This window comes from Spirillospora sp. NPDC052269, assembly GCF_040679435.1.
Lineage (GTDB): Bacteria > Actinomycetota > Actinomycetes > Streptosporangiales > Streptosporangiaceae > Spirillospora.
Genome location: NZ_JBFAUU010000008.1, coordinates 36052 through 53540 on the forward strand (window position 1 = coordinate 36052; position 17489 = coordinate 53540).

16 protein-coding genes are annotated in these 17489 nt (G+C 71.3%); 13 read left to right on the forward strand and 3 right to left on the reverse strand.

Features of this window, described 5'->3' with window-relative positions; translation table 11 throughout:
• Nucleotides 1-120 precede the first annotated feature (120 nt).
• From AB0L06_RS18460 to AB0L06_RS18480, 5 genes are all read left to right on the forward strand, one after another.
• Nucleotides 121-1284, forward strand: coding sequence for an endonuclease VII domain-containing protein (locus AB0L06_RS18460; protein WP_500232225.1), 1164 nt, complete (start codon nucleotides 121-123; stop codon nucleotides 1282-1284).
• A gap of 261 nt (nucleotides 1285-1545) precedes the next feature.
• A complete protein-coding gene (prcB, locus tag AB0L06_RS18465; RefSeq protein WP_500232226.1) occupies nucleotides 1546-2394 on the forward strand; it encodes a proteasome subunit beta in 849 nt (282 codons plus the stop codon).
• Between the two features lie 21 nt (nucleotides 2395-2415).
• The gene (gene prcA / locus AB0L06_RS18470; RefSeq protein ID WP_500232520.1) at nucleotides 2416-3153 is read left to right on the forward strand and encodes a proteasome subunit alpha; all 738 of its coding nucleotides are present in this window, start codon (nucleotides 2416-2418) and stop codon (nucleotides 3151-3153) included.
• Between the two features lie 183 nt (nucleotides 3154-3336).
• A complete protein-coding gene (gene pafA, locus AB0L06_RS18475; RefSeq protein WP_500232227.1) occupies nucleotides 3337-4695 on the forward strand; it encodes a Pup--protein ligase in 1359 nt (452 codons plus the stop codon).
• Nucleotides 4696-4904: 209 nt separating this feature from the next.
• The gene (locus AB0L06_RS18480) at nucleotides 4905-5837 is read left to right on the forward strand and encodes an FKBP-type peptidyl-prolyl cis-trans isomerase (RefSeq protein WP_500232228.1); all 933 of its coding nucleotides are present in this window, start codon (nucleotides 4905-4907) and stop codon (nucleotides 5835-5837) included.
• Between the two features lie 43 nt (nucleotides 5838-5880).
• Here the strand turns inward: AB0L06_RS18480 and AB0L06_RS18485 are convergent, their stop codons facing one another.
• On the reverse strand, nucleotides 5881-6960 hold the full coding sequence (locus AB0L06_RS18485; protein ID WP_500232229.1) for a DUF3866 family protein: 1080 nt from the start codon (nucleotides 6958-6960) through the stop codon (nucleotides 5881-5883).
• Nucleotides 6961-7108: 148 nt separating this feature from the next.
• On the opposite strand from AB0L06_RS18485, the gene AB0L06_RS18490 reads away from it, so the two are divergent.
• From AB0L06_RS18490 to AB0L06_RS18515, 6 genes are all read left to right on the forward strand, one after another.
• Nucleotides 7109-8155, forward strand: a complete 1047-nt coding sequence (locus tag AB0L06_RS18490) for a helix-turn-helix transcriptional regulator (protein WP_500232230.1) — start codon at nucleotides 7109-7111, stop codon at nucleotides 8153-8155.
• On the forward strand, nucleotides 8152-9201 hold the full coding sequence (locus AB0L06_RS18495) for a helix-turn-helix transcriptional regulator (protein ID WP_500232231.1): 1050 nt from the start codon (nucleotides 8152-8154) through the stop codon (nucleotides 9199-9201). The genes AB0L06_RS18490 and AB0L06_RS18495 overlap by 4 nt, the downstream gene beginning before the upstream one ends.
• A gap of 22 nt (nucleotides 9202-9223) precedes the next feature.
• A complete protein-coding gene (locus AB0L06_RS18500) occupies nucleotides 9224-9445 on the forward strand; it encodes a hypothetical protein (protein WP_500232232.1) in 222 nt (73 codons plus the stop codon).
• Between the two features lie 25 nt (nucleotides 9446-9470).
• Complete coding sequence (gene tatA / locus AB0L06_RS18505) at nucleotides 9471-9836, forward strand: Sec-independent protein translocase subunit TatA (protein ID WP_500232233.1); 366 nt, start codon at nucleotides 9471-9473, stop codon at nucleotides 9834-9836.
• 68 nt (nucleotides 9837-9904) lie between these two features.
• Entirely contained in the window at nucleotides 9905-10780 is an 876-nt protein-coding gene (gene tatC, locus AB0L06_RS18510; RefSeq protein WP_500232234.1) for a twin-arginine translocase subunit TatC, read from the forward strand.
• 170 nt (nucleotides 10781-10950) lie between these two features.
• Nucleotides 10951-13716 (forward strand): DEAD/DEAH box helicase, encoded by a 2766-nt coding sequence (locus AB0L06_RS18515; protein WP_500232235.1) that lies wholly within the window; start codon nucleotides 10951-10953, stop codon nucleotides 13714-13716.
• A gap of 131 nt (nucleotides 13717-13847) precedes the next feature.
• On the opposite strand, the gene AB0L06_RS18520 is transcribed toward AB0L06_RS18515, so the two are convergent.
• Both AB0L06_RS18520 and AB0L06_RS18525 read right to left on the reverse strand, forming a co-directional pair.
• Nucleotides 13848-14543 (reverse strand): Crp/Fnr family transcriptional regulator, encoded by a 696-nt coding sequence (locus AB0L06_RS18520; protein ID WP_500232236.1) that lies wholly within the window; start codon nucleotides 14541-14543, stop codon nucleotides 13848-13850.
• Between the two features lie 648 nt (nucleotides 14544-15191).
• Nucleotides 15192-16115 carry an MBL fold metallo-hydrolase gene (locus AB0L06_RS18525; RefSeq protein ID WP_500232237.1) on the reverse strand — a complete coding sequence of 308 codons (924 nt, stop codon included), beginning with the start codon at nucleotides 16113-16115 and terminating at the stop codon, nucleotides 15192-15194.
• A 170-nt stretch (nucleotides 16116-16285) separates the two neighbouring features.
• Here AB0L06_RS18525 and AB0L06_RS18530 point away from each other — a divergent pair, with 170 nt between their 5' ends.
• Nucleotides 16286-16657 (forward strand): hypothetical protein, encoded by a 372-nt coding sequence (locus tag AB0L06_RS18530; protein ID WP_500232238.1) that lies wholly within the window; start codon nucleotides 16286-16288, stop codon nucleotides 16655-16657.
• Nucleotides 16633-17214, forward strand: coding sequence for a hypothetical protein (locus tag AB0L06_RS18535; RefSeq protein ID WP_500232239.1), 582 nt, complete (start codon nucleotides 16633-16635; stop codon nucleotides 17212-17214). The genes AB0L06_RS18530 and AB0L06_RS18535 overlap by 25 nt, the downstream gene beginning before the upstream one ends.
• Nucleotides 17215-17489: the final 275 nt, after the last annotated feature.

Consider the following 17489-nt stretch of genomic DNA (forward strand, 5'->3'; position numbering starts at 1 on the left):
GATTTGCGACTCGGATGATCCGAAGTAACTAGAGTGGTCGAACGTGTGAGCCGTTAGAGTCGAACGCGACGACGGTTCCACGTTTCGATTTCGGGGGTGCCCCCGGGGTGGGTGGGAGTGGTGAACAAGGCCAAGGTGTGTCGCGACTGCGGTCAGGCGAAGCCGGTCTCCGAGTTCTGGAAGCGCAAGGCGTCCAAGGACGGTCTTGCGCTTTATTGTCGGGACTGTTTCGCCCTGCGGAACGCCGGCTCGCATCGGAAGAAGGCGGCCGCCGAAGGCCGGGAGGTGAAGGAGTTCCAGCGGCGTCGGATCGTTCCGGACGGTATGAAGTACTGCCCCCGCTGTGAGCGGACCAAACCGGTCGAGGACTTTGCCCGCAACCGTGCCAGAAGTACGGGGATCGCCCAGTACTGCAAGCCCTGCTACAACCGGATCATCAAGGAGAACCGCGAACGCAACCACGGGAGTGGGCGGAACTACCTTCTCAAGCTGCGGTACGGGATCACCGAGAGCGAGGCCGATCGGCTCCTCGCCGCGCAGGGCGGAATCTGTGTCATCTGCCTGGGCCAGCCCGCCTCGCACGTGGACCACGACCATGACACCGGGCAGGTCCGGGGCATGCTCTGTTTCAAGTGCAACAACGGCATCGGGCAGTTCGAGGATGAGGTCCGCCGGCTCGAGGAGGCCGCCGACTACCTGGAAGGGCGCAGTTCGCATTCGCGGAGTCTGTGGCTTGAGTTCGGGTCGACGGCGATCCTGGGACAGTCCCGGCGGCATTTGGAAATGCGGCGCGGAGTGAAGCGGGCGGACCACACGGGTTCGGCGCGGCACTACAAGCTTCGTCTGAAGTACGGGATCACGGAGGCCGAGGCGGACGCTCTGGTGGAGTTGCAGCGCGGTCTGTGTGCGATCTGTAGCGATCGGGAGCCGGAGCACATCGATCACTGTCATGACTCGGAGGCGGTGCGGGGTGCGCTGTGTGTGGGCTGCAACTCGGGGATGGGGCTGCTCGGGGACGATCCGGGGGTGATTCGGCGGGCGGCGGCGTATCTGGAGGGTTCGCTGATCACGGAGGTTCCGGGTGCTGGGGGAGGGGTGCGGTTGTCGTTCACGCTTCCGGATGTGGATCCGGCCGGGGTCGGGGCGGACGGCTGGGGGCGCGTCCGGGACGCGGATGTGCGGCATCGGAAGGCTCTGCGGGACGTGGTGTGGGAGGCGGAGTGGTGTTTCGGTGGCCCGTTCGCTGATCCGTTCGCGCTGGCCGTGGCGGGGCGGTCCGGCTGAGTGGGCCGAGAGGCCGAGGTCGGGCTGGGGTGAGGAGGCCGGGTGGTCCGGGTGGGCCGTCCGGCCTTGGTGTGTGTGGCGGGCGGCGGGCCGGGCCTGGTGGTGTGGGCCTGGTGTGTGGGGGTTCGCCGTGGGCGGAGCGGGTGGGGGCTTTCGGGGTATGCGGTGGGCGCGGGGTGAACAGTAGGGTCTAGGTGTCCGCGCCGGTGAGGTCGTGTTCGCGGGGCTGGAGCCGGTGCCGTGCTGGAGGGAAGGAGTCGCGTGGCGTCGCAGGATGCGGTTGGCGGGCGTCTGCCAGGGTTGTTCGGGAGTCCGGACACCTCGTCGTTCACGGAGTTCCTGGGGGCGTACGCGCCGGACGCGCTGCCGGGGCGGCGGGTGCTGCCGCAGGTGGCCGCCGGGGCGGAGGAGATCCCGCACGGGACGACGATCGTGGCGGTGACGTTCCCCGGCGGTGTGGTGATGGCGGGGGACCGGCGGGCGACCGCGGGTCATGTGATCGCGCAGCGGGACATCGAGAAGGTGTTCCGGGCGGACGAGTTCTCGGCGATCGCGATCGCGGGGACGGCGGGGATCGGCCTGGAGCTGATGCGGTTGTTCCAGGTGGAGCTGGAGCACTACGAGAAGCGTGAGGGGCGGACGCTCTCGATCGAGGGCAAGGCGAACCGGCTGGCCGCGATGGTGCGCGGGAACCTGGGCATGGCGATGCAGGGGCTCGCGGTGGTGCCGATGTTCGCGGGGTACGACGAGGTGGAGGACCGGGGGCGGATCTTCTCCTATGACCCGGCGGGCGGCCGGTACGAGGAGCGGGACTTCCACACGATCGGTTCGGGGTCGCCGTTCGCGCGGGGTTCGTTGAAGAAGTTGTTCCGGGCGGATCTGTCGGTGGAGGACGCGGCGCTGGTGTGCGTTCAGGCGTTGTACGACGCCGCGGACGACGATTCGGCGACGGGTGGTCCGGATCTGACGCGGGGGATCTTCCCGGTGGTGGCGTCGGTGACGGCGGACGGGTACCGGAGGCTGGGCGAGGACGAGGTGGGGGCGCTCGCGCGCAGCGTGGTCGAGGGTCGTTACGAGGCGCCGGGCGGTCCGACCGCCCCGCTGCGATAGAAGGGATGCAGGCCGGTGTCCATGCCGTTCTACGTGTCGCCCGAACAGCAGATGAAGGACAAGGCGGACTATGCGCGTAAGGGGATCGCGCGTGGCCGCAGTGTGGTGGTCCTTCAGTATGAGGATGGGATTCTGTTCGTGGCGGACAATCCGTCGCGGGCGTTGCACAAGATCAGTGAGATCTACGACCGGATCGCGTTCGCGGCGGTGGGGAAGTACAACGAGTTCGAGAATCTGCGGCTGGGTGGTGTGCGGTACGCGGATGTGAACGGGTACCAGTACGACCGCCGGGATGTGACGGCGCGCGGGTTGGCGAACGTGTACGCGCAGTCGCTGGGGACGATCTTCACGGAGACCAACAAGCCGTACGAGGTGGAGCTCGTGGTGGCGGAGGTCGGTGAGTCGGCGGATCTGGATCAGATCTACCGGTTGACGTTCGATGGTTCGGTGGCGGACGAGCACGGGTTCCTGGCGATGGGCGGTCAGGCGGACGCGGTGTCGCAGGCGTTGAAGGAGCGGTTCGGGGAGGGTCTGCCGCTGGCGGAGGCGTTGCGGGTGGCGGTGCGTTCGCTGGAGGCTCAGGACAGCGAGCGTCGGCTTGAGGCGCGTTCGCTGGAGGTGGCGGTGCTGGACCGGAATCGGGAACATCGTCTGTTCCGGCGGTTGGCCGAGGCGCGGGTGTCGGCGTTGTTGTCGGAGGAGCCGGGTGCGGCCGCCGTGGACGACGAGGGTGAGGGCGAGGGTTCGCCGGAGTCCTGACGCGGGTCGTCGGTTGTTGTGGGGAGGGCCCGTCGCGGGTTGCCGTGGCGGGCTCTTTCCGCGCCATTAATTGATCTACACCGTAAAGGTCGAGGCCCCGGAGGGACGGGAGCACGTTCGGTCCGGTGAATCAAGGGGCGGCGGAGGCTGCCAAGTCGGCGTCCGGACGCATAGGCTCGCTGTGTGGACAGGCGCATCTTCGGGCTTGAGAACGAGTACGGCGTCACCTGCACCTTCCGCGGTCAGCGGCGGTTGTCACCGGACGAGGTGGCTCGCTATCTGTTCCGCAGGGTCGTGTCGTGGGGCCGCAGTAGCAACGTGTTCCTCCGCAACGGCGCTCGGCTCTATCTGGACGTGGGCAGTCACCCCGAGTACGCCACGCCGGAGTGCGACAGCGTCGTCGACCTGGTGACGCATGACAAGGCCGGTGAGCGGATCCTCGAGGAGCTTCTCGTGGACGCCGAGCGGCGGCTGCGGGAAGAGGGCATCGCCGGCGACATCTACTTGTTCAAGAACAACACCGACTCGGCCGGGAACTCCTATGGCTGCCACGAGAACTATCTGGTGGGGCGGCACGGGGAGTTCGGGCGGCTGGCGGACGTGCTGATCCCGTACCTGGTGACGCGGCAGATCATCTGCGGTGCGGGGAAGGTGCTGCAGACGCCGCGCGGTGCGGTGTACTGCGTGTCGCAGCGGGCGGAGCACATCTGGGAGGGTGTGTCGTCGGCGACGACGCGGTCGCGTCCGATCATCAACACGCGGGACGAGCCGCACGCGGACGCCGAGCGGTTCCGCCGGTTGCACGTGATCGTCGGGGACTCGAACATGTCCGAGTCGACGATGCTGCTGAAGGTGGGCGCGACGGACCTGGTGCTGCGGATGGTCGAGGCCGGGGTGGTGATGCGGGATCTGACGCTGGAGAACCCGATCCGCGCGATCCGCGAGGTCAGTCATGACATGACGGGCCGGCGGAAGGTGCGGCTGGCGAACGGCCGGGAGGCGAGTTCGCTGGAGATCCAGAAGGAGTACTTCGGGAAGGCGAAGGACTTCGTGGACCGGCGCGGCGGCGATCCGGTGGCCAAGCGGGTGCTGGACCTGTGGGAGCGGACGCTGCGCGCGGTGGAGACCGGTGATCTGGATCTGGTCGGCCGGGAGATCGACTGGGTGACGAAGTACAAGCTGATCGAGCGGTACCGGCGCAAGTACGATCTGCCGCTGAGTTCGCCGCGGGTGGCGCAGCTGGATCTGGCGTACCACGACGTGCATCGGGAGCGCGGGCTGTACTACCTGCTGGAGAGGCGGGGGTCGGTGGCGCGGGTGGCGCGGGACGTGGAGATCTTCGAGGCGAAGTCGGTGCCGCCGCAGACGACGCGGGCGCGGTTGCGTGGTGAGTTCATCCGGCGGGCGCAGGAGAAGCGGCGCGACTTCACGGTGGACTGGGTGCATCTGAAGTTGAACGACCAGGCGCAGCGGACGGTGCTGTGCAAGGACCCGTTCCGTTCGGTGGACGAGCGGGTGGACAAGCTGATCGCCGGTATGTGACGGCGAGTGGACGGCCCGCGGGCCCGGCTTCCCAGCCGAACCCGCGGGCCGTTCCGCGTCCGTGCTGTGTTCGCGTCGCGTGCGCCGCGTGCGGGCCGCGTTGGCGCCGGTGGGCGGCGGGGTGAGGTGGCGCTTGCCGGGAGGTGACCGGCCGGTAGGGTGAGCGGCCAGTCTGGATGTCGTGACGCCCCCCGTGAAGGACCCCCTGTATGCGTCGTCGTGTTTCCGCCGTGTCCGCGGCCGTGGTGTTGGCCGCTCCGTTGTTCCTCGCCGCCGGGTGCGGCGGGTCGGACGTGCAGGTGTCGGTGAAGGGGACGGCGGGGCAGCGTCCCGAGGTGAGGATCCCGAAGGGGACGCCGAAGGACGGGTTCGCGACGAGGACCCTGGCGAAGGGGAAGGGCGAGGTGGCGCGCAAGGGCGATCTGGTGATCGCGGACTATGTGGGCTACCGGTGGAGCAAGGACGGCAGCAAGATGCTGGCGTCGAGTTACCTGACGGGGCAGCCGGAGGCGTTCCCGACGTGGGACATCGTGCCGGGGTTGGCGAAGGCGTTCGAGGGGGCGCGTCCCGGGGCGCGGGTGGTCGCGAAGATCCCGCCGAAGCAGGGGTACGGGGACGCGGGGGACCAGGGTCGGCAGATCGGCCCGGACGACACCCTGGTGTACGTGCTGGACGTGCGGGGCGTGTTCCGGGCGTCGGCGATGGCGCAGGGGAAGAGCCAGGCGGTGAGCGACGCGTCGTTGCCGCAGGTGGGGGACGGCGGTGCCGGGCAGGCGCCGTCCATCACGGTGCCGAAGCGTCCGGCGCCGAGGTCGCTGCAGGTGCGGACGCTGGTGCAGGGCGACGGCGCGCAGGTCCGCAAGGGGCAGCTGCTGGCGCTGCAGTACAAGGGTGTGTTCTGGCGGAACGGCAAGGAGTTCGACTCGTCCTGGACGGGGAGGCATCCGCACGCGGTGACGATCGGGACCGGTCAGGTCATCAAGGGCTGGGACCAGGCGCTGGTGGGGCGGAAGGTGGGGAGCCGGCTGCTGCTGGTCGTCCCGCCGGACCTGGCCTACAAGCCGCTGGGAGGGCTGCCGCAGGCGGGGATCCGCGCGGACGACAGCCTGGTGTTCGTGGTGGACGTCCTCGGGGCGTTCTGAGGCCGCGACCGGCCCGCGCCGAACGCCCCGGGGGCGGGACGTCCTAGAGGAGTGCGGCGGTGTGGCGGCCGGCGGCCGCGGCGGTGAGGAAGTAGGCGAGGTCCTCGTCGAGCTTGCGGCCCATGGTGGACATGCGGACGCCCCAGTCCTTCTCTGCGGCGGCGCAGACGTCGCGCAGGTCGGTGACGCCGGTGGGGACGAGGGTGTGCCGGTCGCCGAGGGTCGCGGCCTGGGCGGCGACGCGTTCGCCGAAGGGGCCGCCGAGTTCGGGGACGGGGATGTCGGCGCGGGCGAGGGCGACGCGTCCGTAGGCGGTGAGGCTGTGGTGGGAGACGCCCTGGTGGCGTTCGCGGGCGTCGCCCTCGCTGACGCGGAGTGAGCCGACGGGGCGTCCGGACAGGATGGACGCGGCGTTGACGGCCTCTCCCGCGGAGACGCCGGAGAAGCCCCAGCGGGTGCCGGTGCCGAGGTTGCCGGGGCCCTGGGCGAGGACGGCGACGTCGGCGTCGAGGACGAGGCGGGCGGCGAGCAGCCCGGTGTGGACGGTGACGGCCTCGAGGTCGCCGCCGAACGCCTGCCCGACGGTGACGGTGGCGGTGAGCGCCCCGGCGTCCTTGAGTTTGGCGATGGACATGGAGAACCAGGCGGGGAGCGCGCCGCCGTCCGGCATGACGTAGACGACGCGGGTGCCGGGCCGGTCGGCGAGGAGACCGGCGAGGATCGGGGGGAGCGCGGAGTGCAGGTCGGCGACGATCACCGGCATGCCGGTGAGGGAGTCGGCGTCCTCGAGGAGGGCGTGGTGGGGGGAGTCCTGCTCGTCGACGCCGAGGACGGTGGCCTGCAGCGGGGTGTAGCGGGCCTTGACGAGGTGGCCGGGGCCGGTGGGGTCGGGCGGGAGGCGGTCGGGGATCGCGGTGACCATGGCGTAGCCTCCGGTCCCCAGACCCATCGCCAAGGCCGTAGTGTTGAGCAGGACGGTGTCGCCCGGTTCGGGTCTGCCCACGAGCGCGGGGTAGGCCAGGGCGCGGCAGTCGCCGTCGCCCCCGACCGTGACGTCCAACTCGACCGCTCCGGGCCATTCACGCCGGATGCCTCGTACTGTGCCTTCGCGCCATCGGATCACACCGGAGACGGTAGCGTCCTCCTGGGGGCGGCGACGAGGCGGCGCGCTCGTGCGCCGGCTGCGGCGTCGCGGGGCGCGTCCACGGCCGGTCGGCCGGTGCGCGCGCCCGCTGGGCGAGGGATTCGGACGCGGAAGAGGTGGTGGCGAAGTGTCGCGGCGCAAGACCGAGCGCCTGCTCAACCTGGTGGTCTGCCTGCTGGCCACGCGGCGCTACCTGACGGCCGAGCAGATCCGCCGGGCCGTTCCGGGGTATCCGGACGGTGACGAGGCGTTCAAGCGGATGTTCGAGCGCGACAAGGAGGAGCTGCGCGAACTCGGCGTGCCCCTCGAGGTCGGCAGCGACGCCTCCGGTGGCGGCGGTGAGGAGATCGGGTACCGGATCCCGCAGCAGGCCTACGAGCTTCCGGAGATCCACCTGTCGCCGGACGAGGCGGCGGTGCTGGGTCTGGCGGCGCGGGTGTGGCAGCAGGCGAGCATGGCGGAGGCCGCGTCCGGCGCGCTGTTGAAGCTGCGCGCGGCGGGGGTCGAGACGGACGTGCCGACCGCGGTCGGTGTGGAGCCGCGTGTCGACACCGCCGATCCGGCGTTCGCTCCGCTGTGGGAGGCGGTGCGGGACGGCCGTCCGGTGACGTTCGAGTACCAGGGTGTGGGGCGCACGCACGGCGCGCGCCGGCACCTGGAGCCGTGGGGTGTGGTGAGCCGGCGGGGCCGCTGGTACGTGGTCGGGCACGACCGCGACCGGGGTGAGCCGCGGGTGTTCCGGCTGAGCCGGATCGCCGGTGAGGTGCGTCCGGACGGCCCGGTGGGCAGTGTGACCGTGCCCGAGGGTGCGGACGTGCGGGCGATCGCGTTCGACCGGGACGACCGGACCGCCGAGCCGCGTCCGGCGACGGTGCGGCTGCGGGCCGGTGCGGCGCACGGTCCGCGCCGGTGGGCGCGGGATGTGCGGCCGGTCGGCGACGGCGCCTGGGACGAGGCGGAGCTGACGTTCCGCGACCTGGACCGGTTCGCGCCCTATCTGGCGCGGTTCTCCGCCGACGTGGTGGTTTTGGATCCGCCGGATCTGCGGGACGCGGTGATCGGGCATCTGAAGGCCGTCCTGGCGGCGAACGAGACGGCCAACGAGACGGCGGGCGCGGCCGCGGGCGTCGACGCGGGTGTCGATGGCGCGGCGGCGCGGGCGGGGGAGCGATGAGCGGTATCGGCATGGGGGCGCCTCAGGAGGAGGCGTCCCAGGACGTCGCGGCCCGCGGCGGCGCGGCGCGGGGTGACGCGCCGAAGCGGCCCGGTGCGACGTCGACGGGGCGGCTGGCGCGGCTGCTGGCGCTCGTCCCGTATGTGGTGAACCGGGACGCGGTGGCGGTGGACGAGGCGGCCGCCGCGTTCGGGGTGACCGAGAAGCAGCTGATCGACGACCTGAACATGCTGTGGTGCGTGGAGCTGCGCGCGCCGGACCCGTACTGCCCGATCGACCTGTCCTACGAGGGCGGGGAGATCACGGTGACCGACGCCGAGTCGATCGCGCGGCCGCTGCGGCTGAAGGCGGACGAGGCGGCGTCGCTGCTGGTGGCGCTGCGGATGCTGGCGGGCCTGCCGGAGCTGCACGACCGGGACGCGCTGTCCCGGCTGATCGCCAAGCTGGAGGACGCGGCGGGCACGGCGGCGCAGGCCGCCGGAAAGGTCGCGGTGGAGGTGGAGACGCGCGGCGACACGCTCGCGCGGGTGCGCGCCGCGATCGACGCCCGGCGCCGCGTCCATCTGACCTACTACGTGCCGACCCGCGATGAGAACACCGAGCGGGACGTGGACCCGATGCGGGTGCTGGTGGTGGAGGGCACGACGTATCTGGAGGGCTGGTGCCGCCGCGCCGAGGCCGTCCGGTTGTTCCGCCTCGACCGGATCGCCGATCTCGCCGTGCTGGACGCCCCGGCGGACGTGCCGGACGGCGCGGAGCCGATCGACGTGGACGCCGGGCTGTTCCGGCCGTCCCCGCGGGACGAGGCGGTCACGATGGAGCTGACGCCGCGCGGCCGGTGGGTCGCCGACTCCTATCCGTGCGAGTCGGTCACCGAGCTGGGGGAGGGGCGGCTGCGGATCGTGCTGCGGACCCCCGACACCCGGTGGGTGCGGGCGCTGGCGATGCGGCTGGGCGACCAGGGGCGGATCGTGTCGCCCGCGTCACTCGCCGGGGCCGTCCGGGGCGAGGCCGCGCGCGCCCTCGCCCTGTACGACCTGGCGTGAGGGGGCGGCTACCGTGAGTGGGATGACGTGGACGGCGATCGCGGTGACGCTCGGTTTCGCGGGGCTGGCGGTGCTGGCCTGGTGCTCGTTCCGCGTGTGGCTGGGCGTGCGGCGTCTGGCGCGTGAACTGGAGCGGACGCGCCGGAGGCTCGAGCCGAAACAGTCGGCGCTGAATGCCGAGGTGGGGGACCTGCGGGACTCCCGTGCCCCTGCGGGCTCCGGTGAGGGCGTACGATCGTCGTGAGTACCACCTGCTGAGAAGGACTGACATGGCTGGACTGGGCACCTCCGAGATTCTCATTCTGCTGCTGATCGTCGTGCTGATCTTCGGCTCGGCGAAGCTGCCGCAGCTGGCGCGGTCCCTCGGCAAGTCCGCGCGCATCCTGAAGGCCGAGACCAAGGGCCTGGTCGAGGACGACGACGACGAGCCGAAGCCCGCCGCCGACAGGGCGCAGGCCTCCGCTCCCGCCGCCCCGGCCGACGACGCCCGTGATCGCGCGGCCCGGCTGCGTGAGGAGGCGGCCCGGCTGGAGCGTGAGGCGGCCGCGGCCGAGCGCCGTCCCGGCGCGCTGGCGTCCGGCGAGCCGATCGAGGGTGTGCCGGTCGAGCGCGGCCAGTACCGCGCCAACGGCTGACCGTCCCGGCCTCCACGGCTTCCGCCCGGACCGGCCGAGCGCCGCTCCCCGACCCCTGAATGCCCACCATGAAGATGAAGAGGCAGCCCGTCGACCCCGAGGGCCGGATGCCGCTCATGGCGCATCTGCGTGAGCTGCGCAACCGGTTGATCAAGGCGATCCTGGGCCTGGCCCTCGGCACCGGAGTCGGGTGGCTGTTCTTCGGCCCGATCTGGACCTTCGTCACCGAGCCGTTCACGCGGATCGACCCCAAGCACTGCATCAACCACAAGTGCGATCTGGTCGTCCACGGCATCTTCGACGGTTTCTTCATCCATATGAAGGTCGCGCTGCTGGCGGGCGCGGTGATCTCCTCCCCGATCTGGCTGTACCAGCTGTGGGCGTTCGTCGCGCCCGGCCTGTACAAGCGGGAGAAGCGGTGGACGTACGCGTTCATCGGGGCGGCGGTGCCGCTGTTCGTGGCGGGCGCGGGCCTGGCGTACGTCACGATGGACAAGGGCCTGAAGATCCTCATCGGGCTCGCTCCGGGCAATTCCACGGTGCTGGTCGGCGTGGAGTCCTACCTGGGCTACGCGCAGGCGATGCTGCTGATCTTCGGACTGGCGTTCGAACTGCCGCTGTTCGTGATCATCCTGAACATGGCCGGGGTGCTGCCGCACAACACGATCCGCCGGTTCCGGCGCATGATGATCTTCGGGATCTTCGTGTTCGCGGCGGTCGCCACGCCCAGCCAGGACCCCTTCACGATGCTGGCCCTCGCGATCCCCACGGTGGTGCTGTTCGAGGTCGCGGAGCTGCTGGCGTACTTCAACGACCGGCGGCGGGCCAACGCCCCCGACCCCTACGCGGGCCTGTCCGACGACGAGGCCGCCCCGCTCGACCTGGACCGCATCGACGCCGAGTTGGAGAGCGGCGGGCGCGGAGGGCGCGGCGAGGGCCGCTAGAAGCGGAACCGCGGGTAAAGCCGGAGCGTTGAAGAGAGAACAGCGGGTCAAGGCTGGGACCGCCGGTAAAATCGGAGGCGGGCGCGTGTCCGATGCGGGAAGATCGTCCGAGTGAAGATGTTGAGCCCCGAATGGGGAATCCGGGCGGGCGAAACCGTAGGCTCGGAGACATGAGCACCCCCGACACGCGGTCGGCCGAGCAGTCCCCGGCGGAGCGGTACCGGGCCTTCCGGGCCCGCACCGACGGGAACGGGCCCGCCCTGCTGGACTTCCGGACCCTGTACGACTTCGAGCTGGACGCGTTCCAGATCGAGGCGTGCCGGGCGCTGGAGGGCGGCAGCGGCGTCCTGGTGGCCGCGCCCACCGGTTCCGGCAAGACCCTGGTGGGGGAGTTCGCCGTCCACCTGGCGCTGCTCGGTGGCGGCAAGTGCTTCTACACGACCCCGATCAAGGCGCTGTCGAACCAGAAGTACGCCGACCTCGTCCGCCGCTACGGGCCCGAGAAGGTCGGCCTGCTCACCGGCGACAACAGCGTCAACGGCGAGGCCCCGATCGTCGTCATGACGACCGAGGTCCTGCGGAACATGCTGTACGCCGGGTCGCAGACCCTCGCCGGGTTGGCGTTCGTGGTCATGGACGAGGTGCACTACCTCGCCGACCGGTTCCGCGGCGCGGTCTGGGAAGAAGTGATCATCCACGTGCCGGAGTCGGTGCGGCTCGTGGCGCTGTCGGCGACGGTGTCCAACGCCGAGGAGTTCGGCGAGTGGCTGCAGGAGGTCCGCGGCGACACCGCCGTGATCGTCGACGAGCACCGGCCCGTCCCGCTGTTCCAGCACATGATGGTCGGGACCCGCCTGTACGACCTGTTCATGGAGCAGGGCAAGGGCGAGGGGCGTCGCGCGAAGCTGAACCCGCAGCTCACCCGGATGGCCGTGGAGGAGGTGCGGCGCGCGAAGGTGAACCAGGGCCGGCGCACCGGGCGGCGCCGGGCGCCGCGTCCGCAGCGTTTCCGGCCCCCGCTGCGTCCGGACGTCGTGGAGCGGCTCGAGCGGGCCGGGCTGCTGCCCGCGATCACGTTCATCTTCTCCCGCAACGGCTGCGACGCGGCCGTCCTGCAGTGCCTGCACGCGGGGCTGCGGCTGACCTCCAAGGAGGAGGCGGAGGAGATCCGCGCGCACGTGGAGCTGCGCACCTCCGACCTCGACCCCGCCGACCTGCACGTCCTCGGCTACCACGACTTCCTGGCGGCGCTGGAGCGGGGCATCGCCGCGCACCACGCGGGGATGCTCCCGACGTTCAAGGAGATCGTCGAGGAGCTGTTCACCCGCGGGCTGATCAAGGCCGTGTTCGCGACCGAGACGCTCGCGCTCGGCATCAACATGCCCGCGCGCACCGTGGTGATCGAGAAGCTCGACAAGTGGAACGGTGAGGCGCACGTCGACCTCACCCCCGGCGAGTACACGCAGCTCACCGGGCGTGCCGGACGGCGCGGCATCGACGTGGAGGGCCACGCCGTGGTGGTCTGGGGGCCGAGCGTGGAGCCCGCGTCGGTCGCGGGGCTCGCCGGAGCCCGCACCTACCCGCTGAACTCCAGCTTCCGGCCGTCCTACAACATGGCGGTGAACCTGGTCGGCGCGGTCGGGGCCGAACGCGCCCGCAACCTGCTGGAGCAGTCGTTCGCGCAGTTCCAGGCCGACCGGGCCGTCGTCGGGCTGGCCAAGCAGGTCCGCAAGAACGAGGAGGCGCTCGCCGGGTACGCCAAGGCCGCCGAATGCCACCTGGGCGACTTCATGGAGTACGCGGCTCTGCGCCGCCGCCTGTCGGACCGGGAGGCCGAGCTGTCCCGGGAGCGGTCGGCGTCGCGGCGCGCCGAGGCCGCCCGGTCGCTGGAGCACCTGCGTCCCGGTGACGTGATCCTGGTGCCGTCGGGGCGGCGGTCCGGCCTGGCCGTCGTCCTGGACCCGGGCCTCGGCCGCCGCTCGGACGGGGCCGCGCCGCTGGTGCTGACCGCCGGGGCGTCGGTGCAGCGGTTGTCGATCCACGACTTCTCGCGGCCGGTGGAGCCCGTCGACCGGATCCGGGTGCCGAAGTCGTTCAGCCCGCGCAACCCGCAGATGCGCCGCGACCTGGCGTCCACGCTGCGGAACAAGGTGTCGGGCGACGCCGCGGACCGGCGGCGCGTCCGGGACACCCCCGCCGGGGACGACGCGGAGATCGGCCGGCTGCGCGCCGAGCTGCGCGCGCACCCCGTGCACGGCTGCGACGAGCGTGAGGACCACGCCCGCTGGGCCGAGCGGTTCTTCCGGCTCGAGCGGGAGACCGAGCTGCTGCGCCGCCGCGTCGAGGGCCGCTCGCAGGTGATCGCCCGCACGTTCGACCGGGTCTGCGCCGTCCTGGAGCAGCTCGGGTACCTCGACGGTGAGGGCGTCACCGACGAGGGCCGCCGCCTTGGCCGCATCTACAACGAGCTGGACCTGCTGACGGCCGAGTCGCTGCGTGAGGGCCTGTGGGAGAAGCTCGACCACGCCGAGCTCGCCGCGTGCGTGTCGGCGCTGGTGTACGAGTCTCGGCAGCCGGACGACGCGACGACGCCCCGCACGCCCACGGGCGCCGCGCAGGACGCCCTCGCCGGGATGGTCCGGCTGTGGGGGCAGCTCGACGCGGTGGAGAAGGACAACCACGTGTCGTTCCTGCGGGAGCCCGACCTGGGGTTCGCGTGGACGGCGTACCGGTGGGCGAAGGGCGACGAGCTGGACGAGGTGCTGTTCGACGCCGGCATGACCGCCGGTGACTTCGTCCGCGCCGTCAAGCAGTTGCTGGACCTGCTCGGGCAGGTCGCCGACGCGGCCGAGCCCAACAGTCACATCCGCAAGACCGCGCGGCGTGCGATGGACGCGATGCGCCGTGGCGTCGTCGCCTACACGTCCGTGACCTGACCGGCTCCGCCTGATCTGCCCGGTGGGTGGCCATCACACGCGAGTGCCAAGCGTGCGATCGCCACCCACCGAACGTTCGGGGGCGCCCTGTGAAGGAGCGCCCCCGGTAATGATCTACAGCGTAAAGGTGGTCACTCGAGGTCGTCGGCGGGGCGGCGCGCGAACTCCAGGAGGCCGGGCAGGTCGACGACGGTGATCCGGCGCCAGCCCGTGCGGACCAGGCCCTCCTGGCGGAGCCGGTTCAGGCCTCGCGCGACGGTCTCGCGCGACGCGTCCATCCATGAGCCGAGCTCCTGCTGCGACAGGGGAGGGGCGATGTCGACGCCGCCGTCCGGCGCGGGTGACGCGTGCCGGGCCGACAGCTCCGCCAGGTGCGCCAGGAGCAGGGCGAGGCGCTGGTCGCCGCGCACCGCCACGTGCGCGCGGGCCCGCTGGTCCGCGTCGTCCAGGCGGCGGACGAACGTGCCGCTCACCAGTCGCCACACGCGTGGGTGCGCGTCCAGGAACGCGGTGAAGCGGGCTGCCGGCACCACCCGCGCCCGCACCGTCGACAGCGCCGTCACGGTCGCCGACCGGTGCCGCGCGCCCAGCACCGCGCTCTCGCACACCAGGTCGCCCGGCCCCCGCACGGCGAGCACCACGGCGTGCCCGTCCTCGGTGGACGAGGCGACCTTCACCCACCCCGACTCGATCACGATGATGTGGTCCGACTCGTCGCCCTGCAGGCACAGCGGCGTCCGGGCGGGGAACGACCGGGGCCGTGCCACCGCCCGCAGCGCATCCCGCTCTGCGGTCGTCAGCGCGCCCCAGAAATCATCGGGACGCACCGGGATTTTCCTCTCGATCAACGGGGGTCCGTTCTCCGAGCCTCCCGGGGAGGGGGCTCGCGGTGTCGGGACGGAAAGACCGGCGCCCGCGGCGTTTGGGGGGAGTGGGGCGTTGAGGCCCGAGCCGCGGGCGCCGGCCGCTTCTACCGGTCGCCGCGGCGCAGCCGGTGAACCGTCGTTCCGCGCCGGAGCGCGTTTCTGCGGCACCTGCCTGCCAACCTCCCACGACGACTCGGTGACCTTCTCGGGGCGCCCCCGGGCGCCCGCTCCCCCTCAGCAGACACCCCGCCCGTCCCCGATGCTGCCCCTTCCGCCCCATTCCGTCTGCGTCTTCTGACTCACACAGTCAGCGTCCTCCACGAACGAATCGGCGGCCTTGGGCGCCTGGACCTTGCCTGAGCTGTGCGGACGCCCCGACGAACTGCCCGTGCCGCCACGGACACTTTCGTCACGGACGGGCAGGGGCGTGAACGTGCCATGTTCTGCCGGGGCAGAGCGGAGGGCCATAGGTCTGGCGCTGTCCTCGCGGCGAGACGACGTCCAGGCTCTCGTTCTCGCACCGGCGGCCGCGGAGCGGCCAGGGGTGGGTGTCCCGTAGCGGACTTTCTGGCATGTGGAGCTCCCAATCCGTCCGCTGGGGCGGGTTGCCTAGCGCGTCAGGTCGTTGAGGGGGTTGGTGGGTTGCCAGGAGACGGGGAGTTGGACGTCGACGTTGTCGTGGCGGGCCAGGGGGAGGAGTTCGGCGATGGCGGTGTCGATTCGGTCGGCGTAGCGGGCCATGGGACGGAGGGGTTTGTTGAGACCGGTGAAGAAGTCGTCCCAGTGGACGAGGACGACCCGTTGCGCCTTGGTGGCGCGAACGACTTCATCCCAGTAGCGGTGGACGAAGTCGAGGGATTGTCCGCCCAGGGCTCCGATGCTCAGGTAAACGACGTCGGCGCGGTGTCCGGTCAGCATTCCGGGCCGGAAGTTGGCGCTGGCGTGCAGCAGGATCCGGCCGCTCGGGTGGGTGACCAGTACGGAGAACGCCTCGCCGGTCTGCCAGGCGCCCGCGCGTGCTGGTGGGACCAGGGGTTCGGTGACGGTCCCGGGGAAATGGTCACCTGGGCTGTGCGCCGACTCGACGAAGGTCAGCTCGAACCGTCCGTAGGTGACGACGTCCCCGTCCGCGACCACGCGCAGGGACGATGCCGGGACGCCGAGACCGCGTCCGATGTTGGCGGTCGACTCCGAGCCGATCAGGTCGGCGCCGGTCTCCAGGGACCAGACCGGCGCGTCCAGCGCGTGGTCGTAGTGGGAGTGCGCGCAGAACACCGCGTCGAGGGAGTGCGCCTTCAACCGGTCGATCGCGCTCCGGACCAGCGTCCGGTCCGGGGCGATCCTCCCCAGGCCGACCCGCAGCAGGCTCGGCCTGGTGACGAAGCCGTCGCAGAGGAGTGTGGTCTCGCCGTCGGACAACAACACCGAACTCGTGCCCAGGAAATGGGCGGTCAGCCCGTCTGGCGAGGTCGCGCGAGGTTGCTTGTGGGCGAGATACGGGCGGAGCGACGGACGACCGAACGGGGTTCTCATACCGGCATGCTTCCTTGCCGAGGGGTGTGGCGCCATACGGCTCGAGCGTCGGGCGGGGTGGTGGTTCTCCGATTGCCACCACTGAGGGGGGCACTGGCCGGCCCGCCGCCTGTCGAGGAGCGTGAGGCCGACGGAATTCGGCCCTACAGCTGAGAGGTCGGCCACTCCTCATGAGCGCACCCACCGAGACCGTCGGCGTCGTGGACGCCGGCCGGGCTCGATTCTCCGGACGCCAGTTCTGGTCGCTGGTGGTCATCTCGTCCGCGCTCGGGCTGGACCAGAGCGACCTGACGGTCGTGAACGCGGCCCTGCCCGACCTCGGCAGGGACCTGTCGATCTCGGCGGCGACCCTGCAGTGGACGGTCACCGGATACGCGGTGACGTTCGGCGGCTTCCTGCTGCTCGGCGGACGGCTCGCCGACGTGTTCAGCCGGAGCGCCGGCCTCGGCGCTCGCGCCCGAAGCGGGCTCCTTGATCGTCGCGCCGCGCCGTCCAGGGGATCGGCGCGGCGCTGTCGGTGCCCGCGGCCCTGGCCCTGCTGACGCCGGTGTTCGTGGGGTGGGAGCGGCGCACCGCCGAACCGCTGCTGCCCATGGAGCTGTTCCGTTCGCGGGCGGTGCGGGCCTCGACGGTCGCGGCCGTCGTGTTCTTCGGCGTGGTGATCGCGCTGCTGTTCTTCTCCCCGCTGTACCTGCAGGGTGTCCTGGGGTTCACGCCGCTGGAGTCGGGGCTCGGGCTGGTGCCGATGGGCGTCACCGTCATCGTCACCGCCAACCTCGCCGGACGGCTCCTCAGCCGCGGCGTCAGCGCACGGGCCCTGATGGCGGCGGGCACCGTCACCCTCGGCGCCGGGCTGCTGGTCTTCACGCTCTCCCGGGCGGACGTAGCCGGTGAGCGGATCGGCCCACCACCAGCCGAACGCGGTGTTGAGGACCAGTCCGGTCAGGACGGCGGTGGCCAGGACGCCGTCGACGAGCGTGACGCGGCCTTCCGCGCGCAGCACCGGATTCCCGAGCGCGGCGCCGGTGCGTGCCTTTCCTGCGGCGAGGACGAACATCACCGCAGCGGTGATCGCGGTCCAGGTGATGCCCGCGGGTGAAGGGTGAGGGTGGTACCCGTTCGCCAGGACCCAACTGGACTGGATCAGCAGGTAGATCGCCAGCGCGGCGAACGCCCCGCCGATCAGCCTGAGCGCGCGCCGCCGGCGGGCCCGCCCGGTGCCGGACAGCTCCCAGATCACCACGAGCGAGGCGCCGATCTCGATGAGGGAGTCGAGCCCGAAACCGGCCAGCGCCACGGACCGGGCGTTCCACGCCGTGACGGCCAGGACCACGATGCCGATCACGTTCCAGCCGAGCGTGACGTACTCCAGGG

Excerpts from the sequence above, each read along its gene's own strand:
- AB0L06_RS18530 (WP_500232238.1), top strand. The coding sequence starts at position 16,286 with ATGAGCGCACCCACCGAGACCGTCGGCGTCGTGGACGCCGGCCGGGCT.
- AB0L06_RS18525 (WP_500232237.1), bottom strand. The coding sequence starts at position 16,115 with ATGAGAACCCCGTTCGGTCGTCCGTCGCTCCGCCCGTATCTCGCCCAC.
- tatA (WP_500232233.1), top strand. The coding sequence starts at position 9,471 with ATGGCTGGACTGGGCACCTCCGAGATTCTCATTCTGCTGCTGATCGTC.
- AB0L06_RS18500 (WP_500232232.1), top strand. The coding sequence starts at position 9,224 with ATGACGTGGACGGCGATCGCGGTGACGCTCGGTTTCGCGGGGCTGGCG.
- prcA (WP_500232520.1), top strand. The coding sequence starts at position 2,416 with ATGCCGTTCTACGTGTCGCCCGAACAGCAGATGAAGGACAAGGCGGAC.
- AB0L06_RS18495 (WP_500232231.1), top strand. The coding sequence starts at position 8,152 with ATGAGCGGTATCGGCATGGGGGCGCCTCAGGAGGAGGCGTCCCAGGAC.
- AB0L06_RS18480 (WP_500232228.1), top strand. The coding sequence starts at position 4,905 with ATGCGTCGTCGTGTTTCCGCCGTGTCCGCGGCCGTGGTGTTGGCCGCT.
- AB0L06_RS18515 (WP_500232235.1), top strand. The coding sequence starts at position 10,951 with ATGAGCACCCCCGACACGCGGTCGGCCGAGCAGTCCCCGGCGGAGCGG.
- tatC (WP_500232234.1), top strand. The coding sequence starts at position 9,905 with ATGAAGATGAAGAGGCAGCCCGTCGACCCCGAGGGCCGGATGCCGCTC.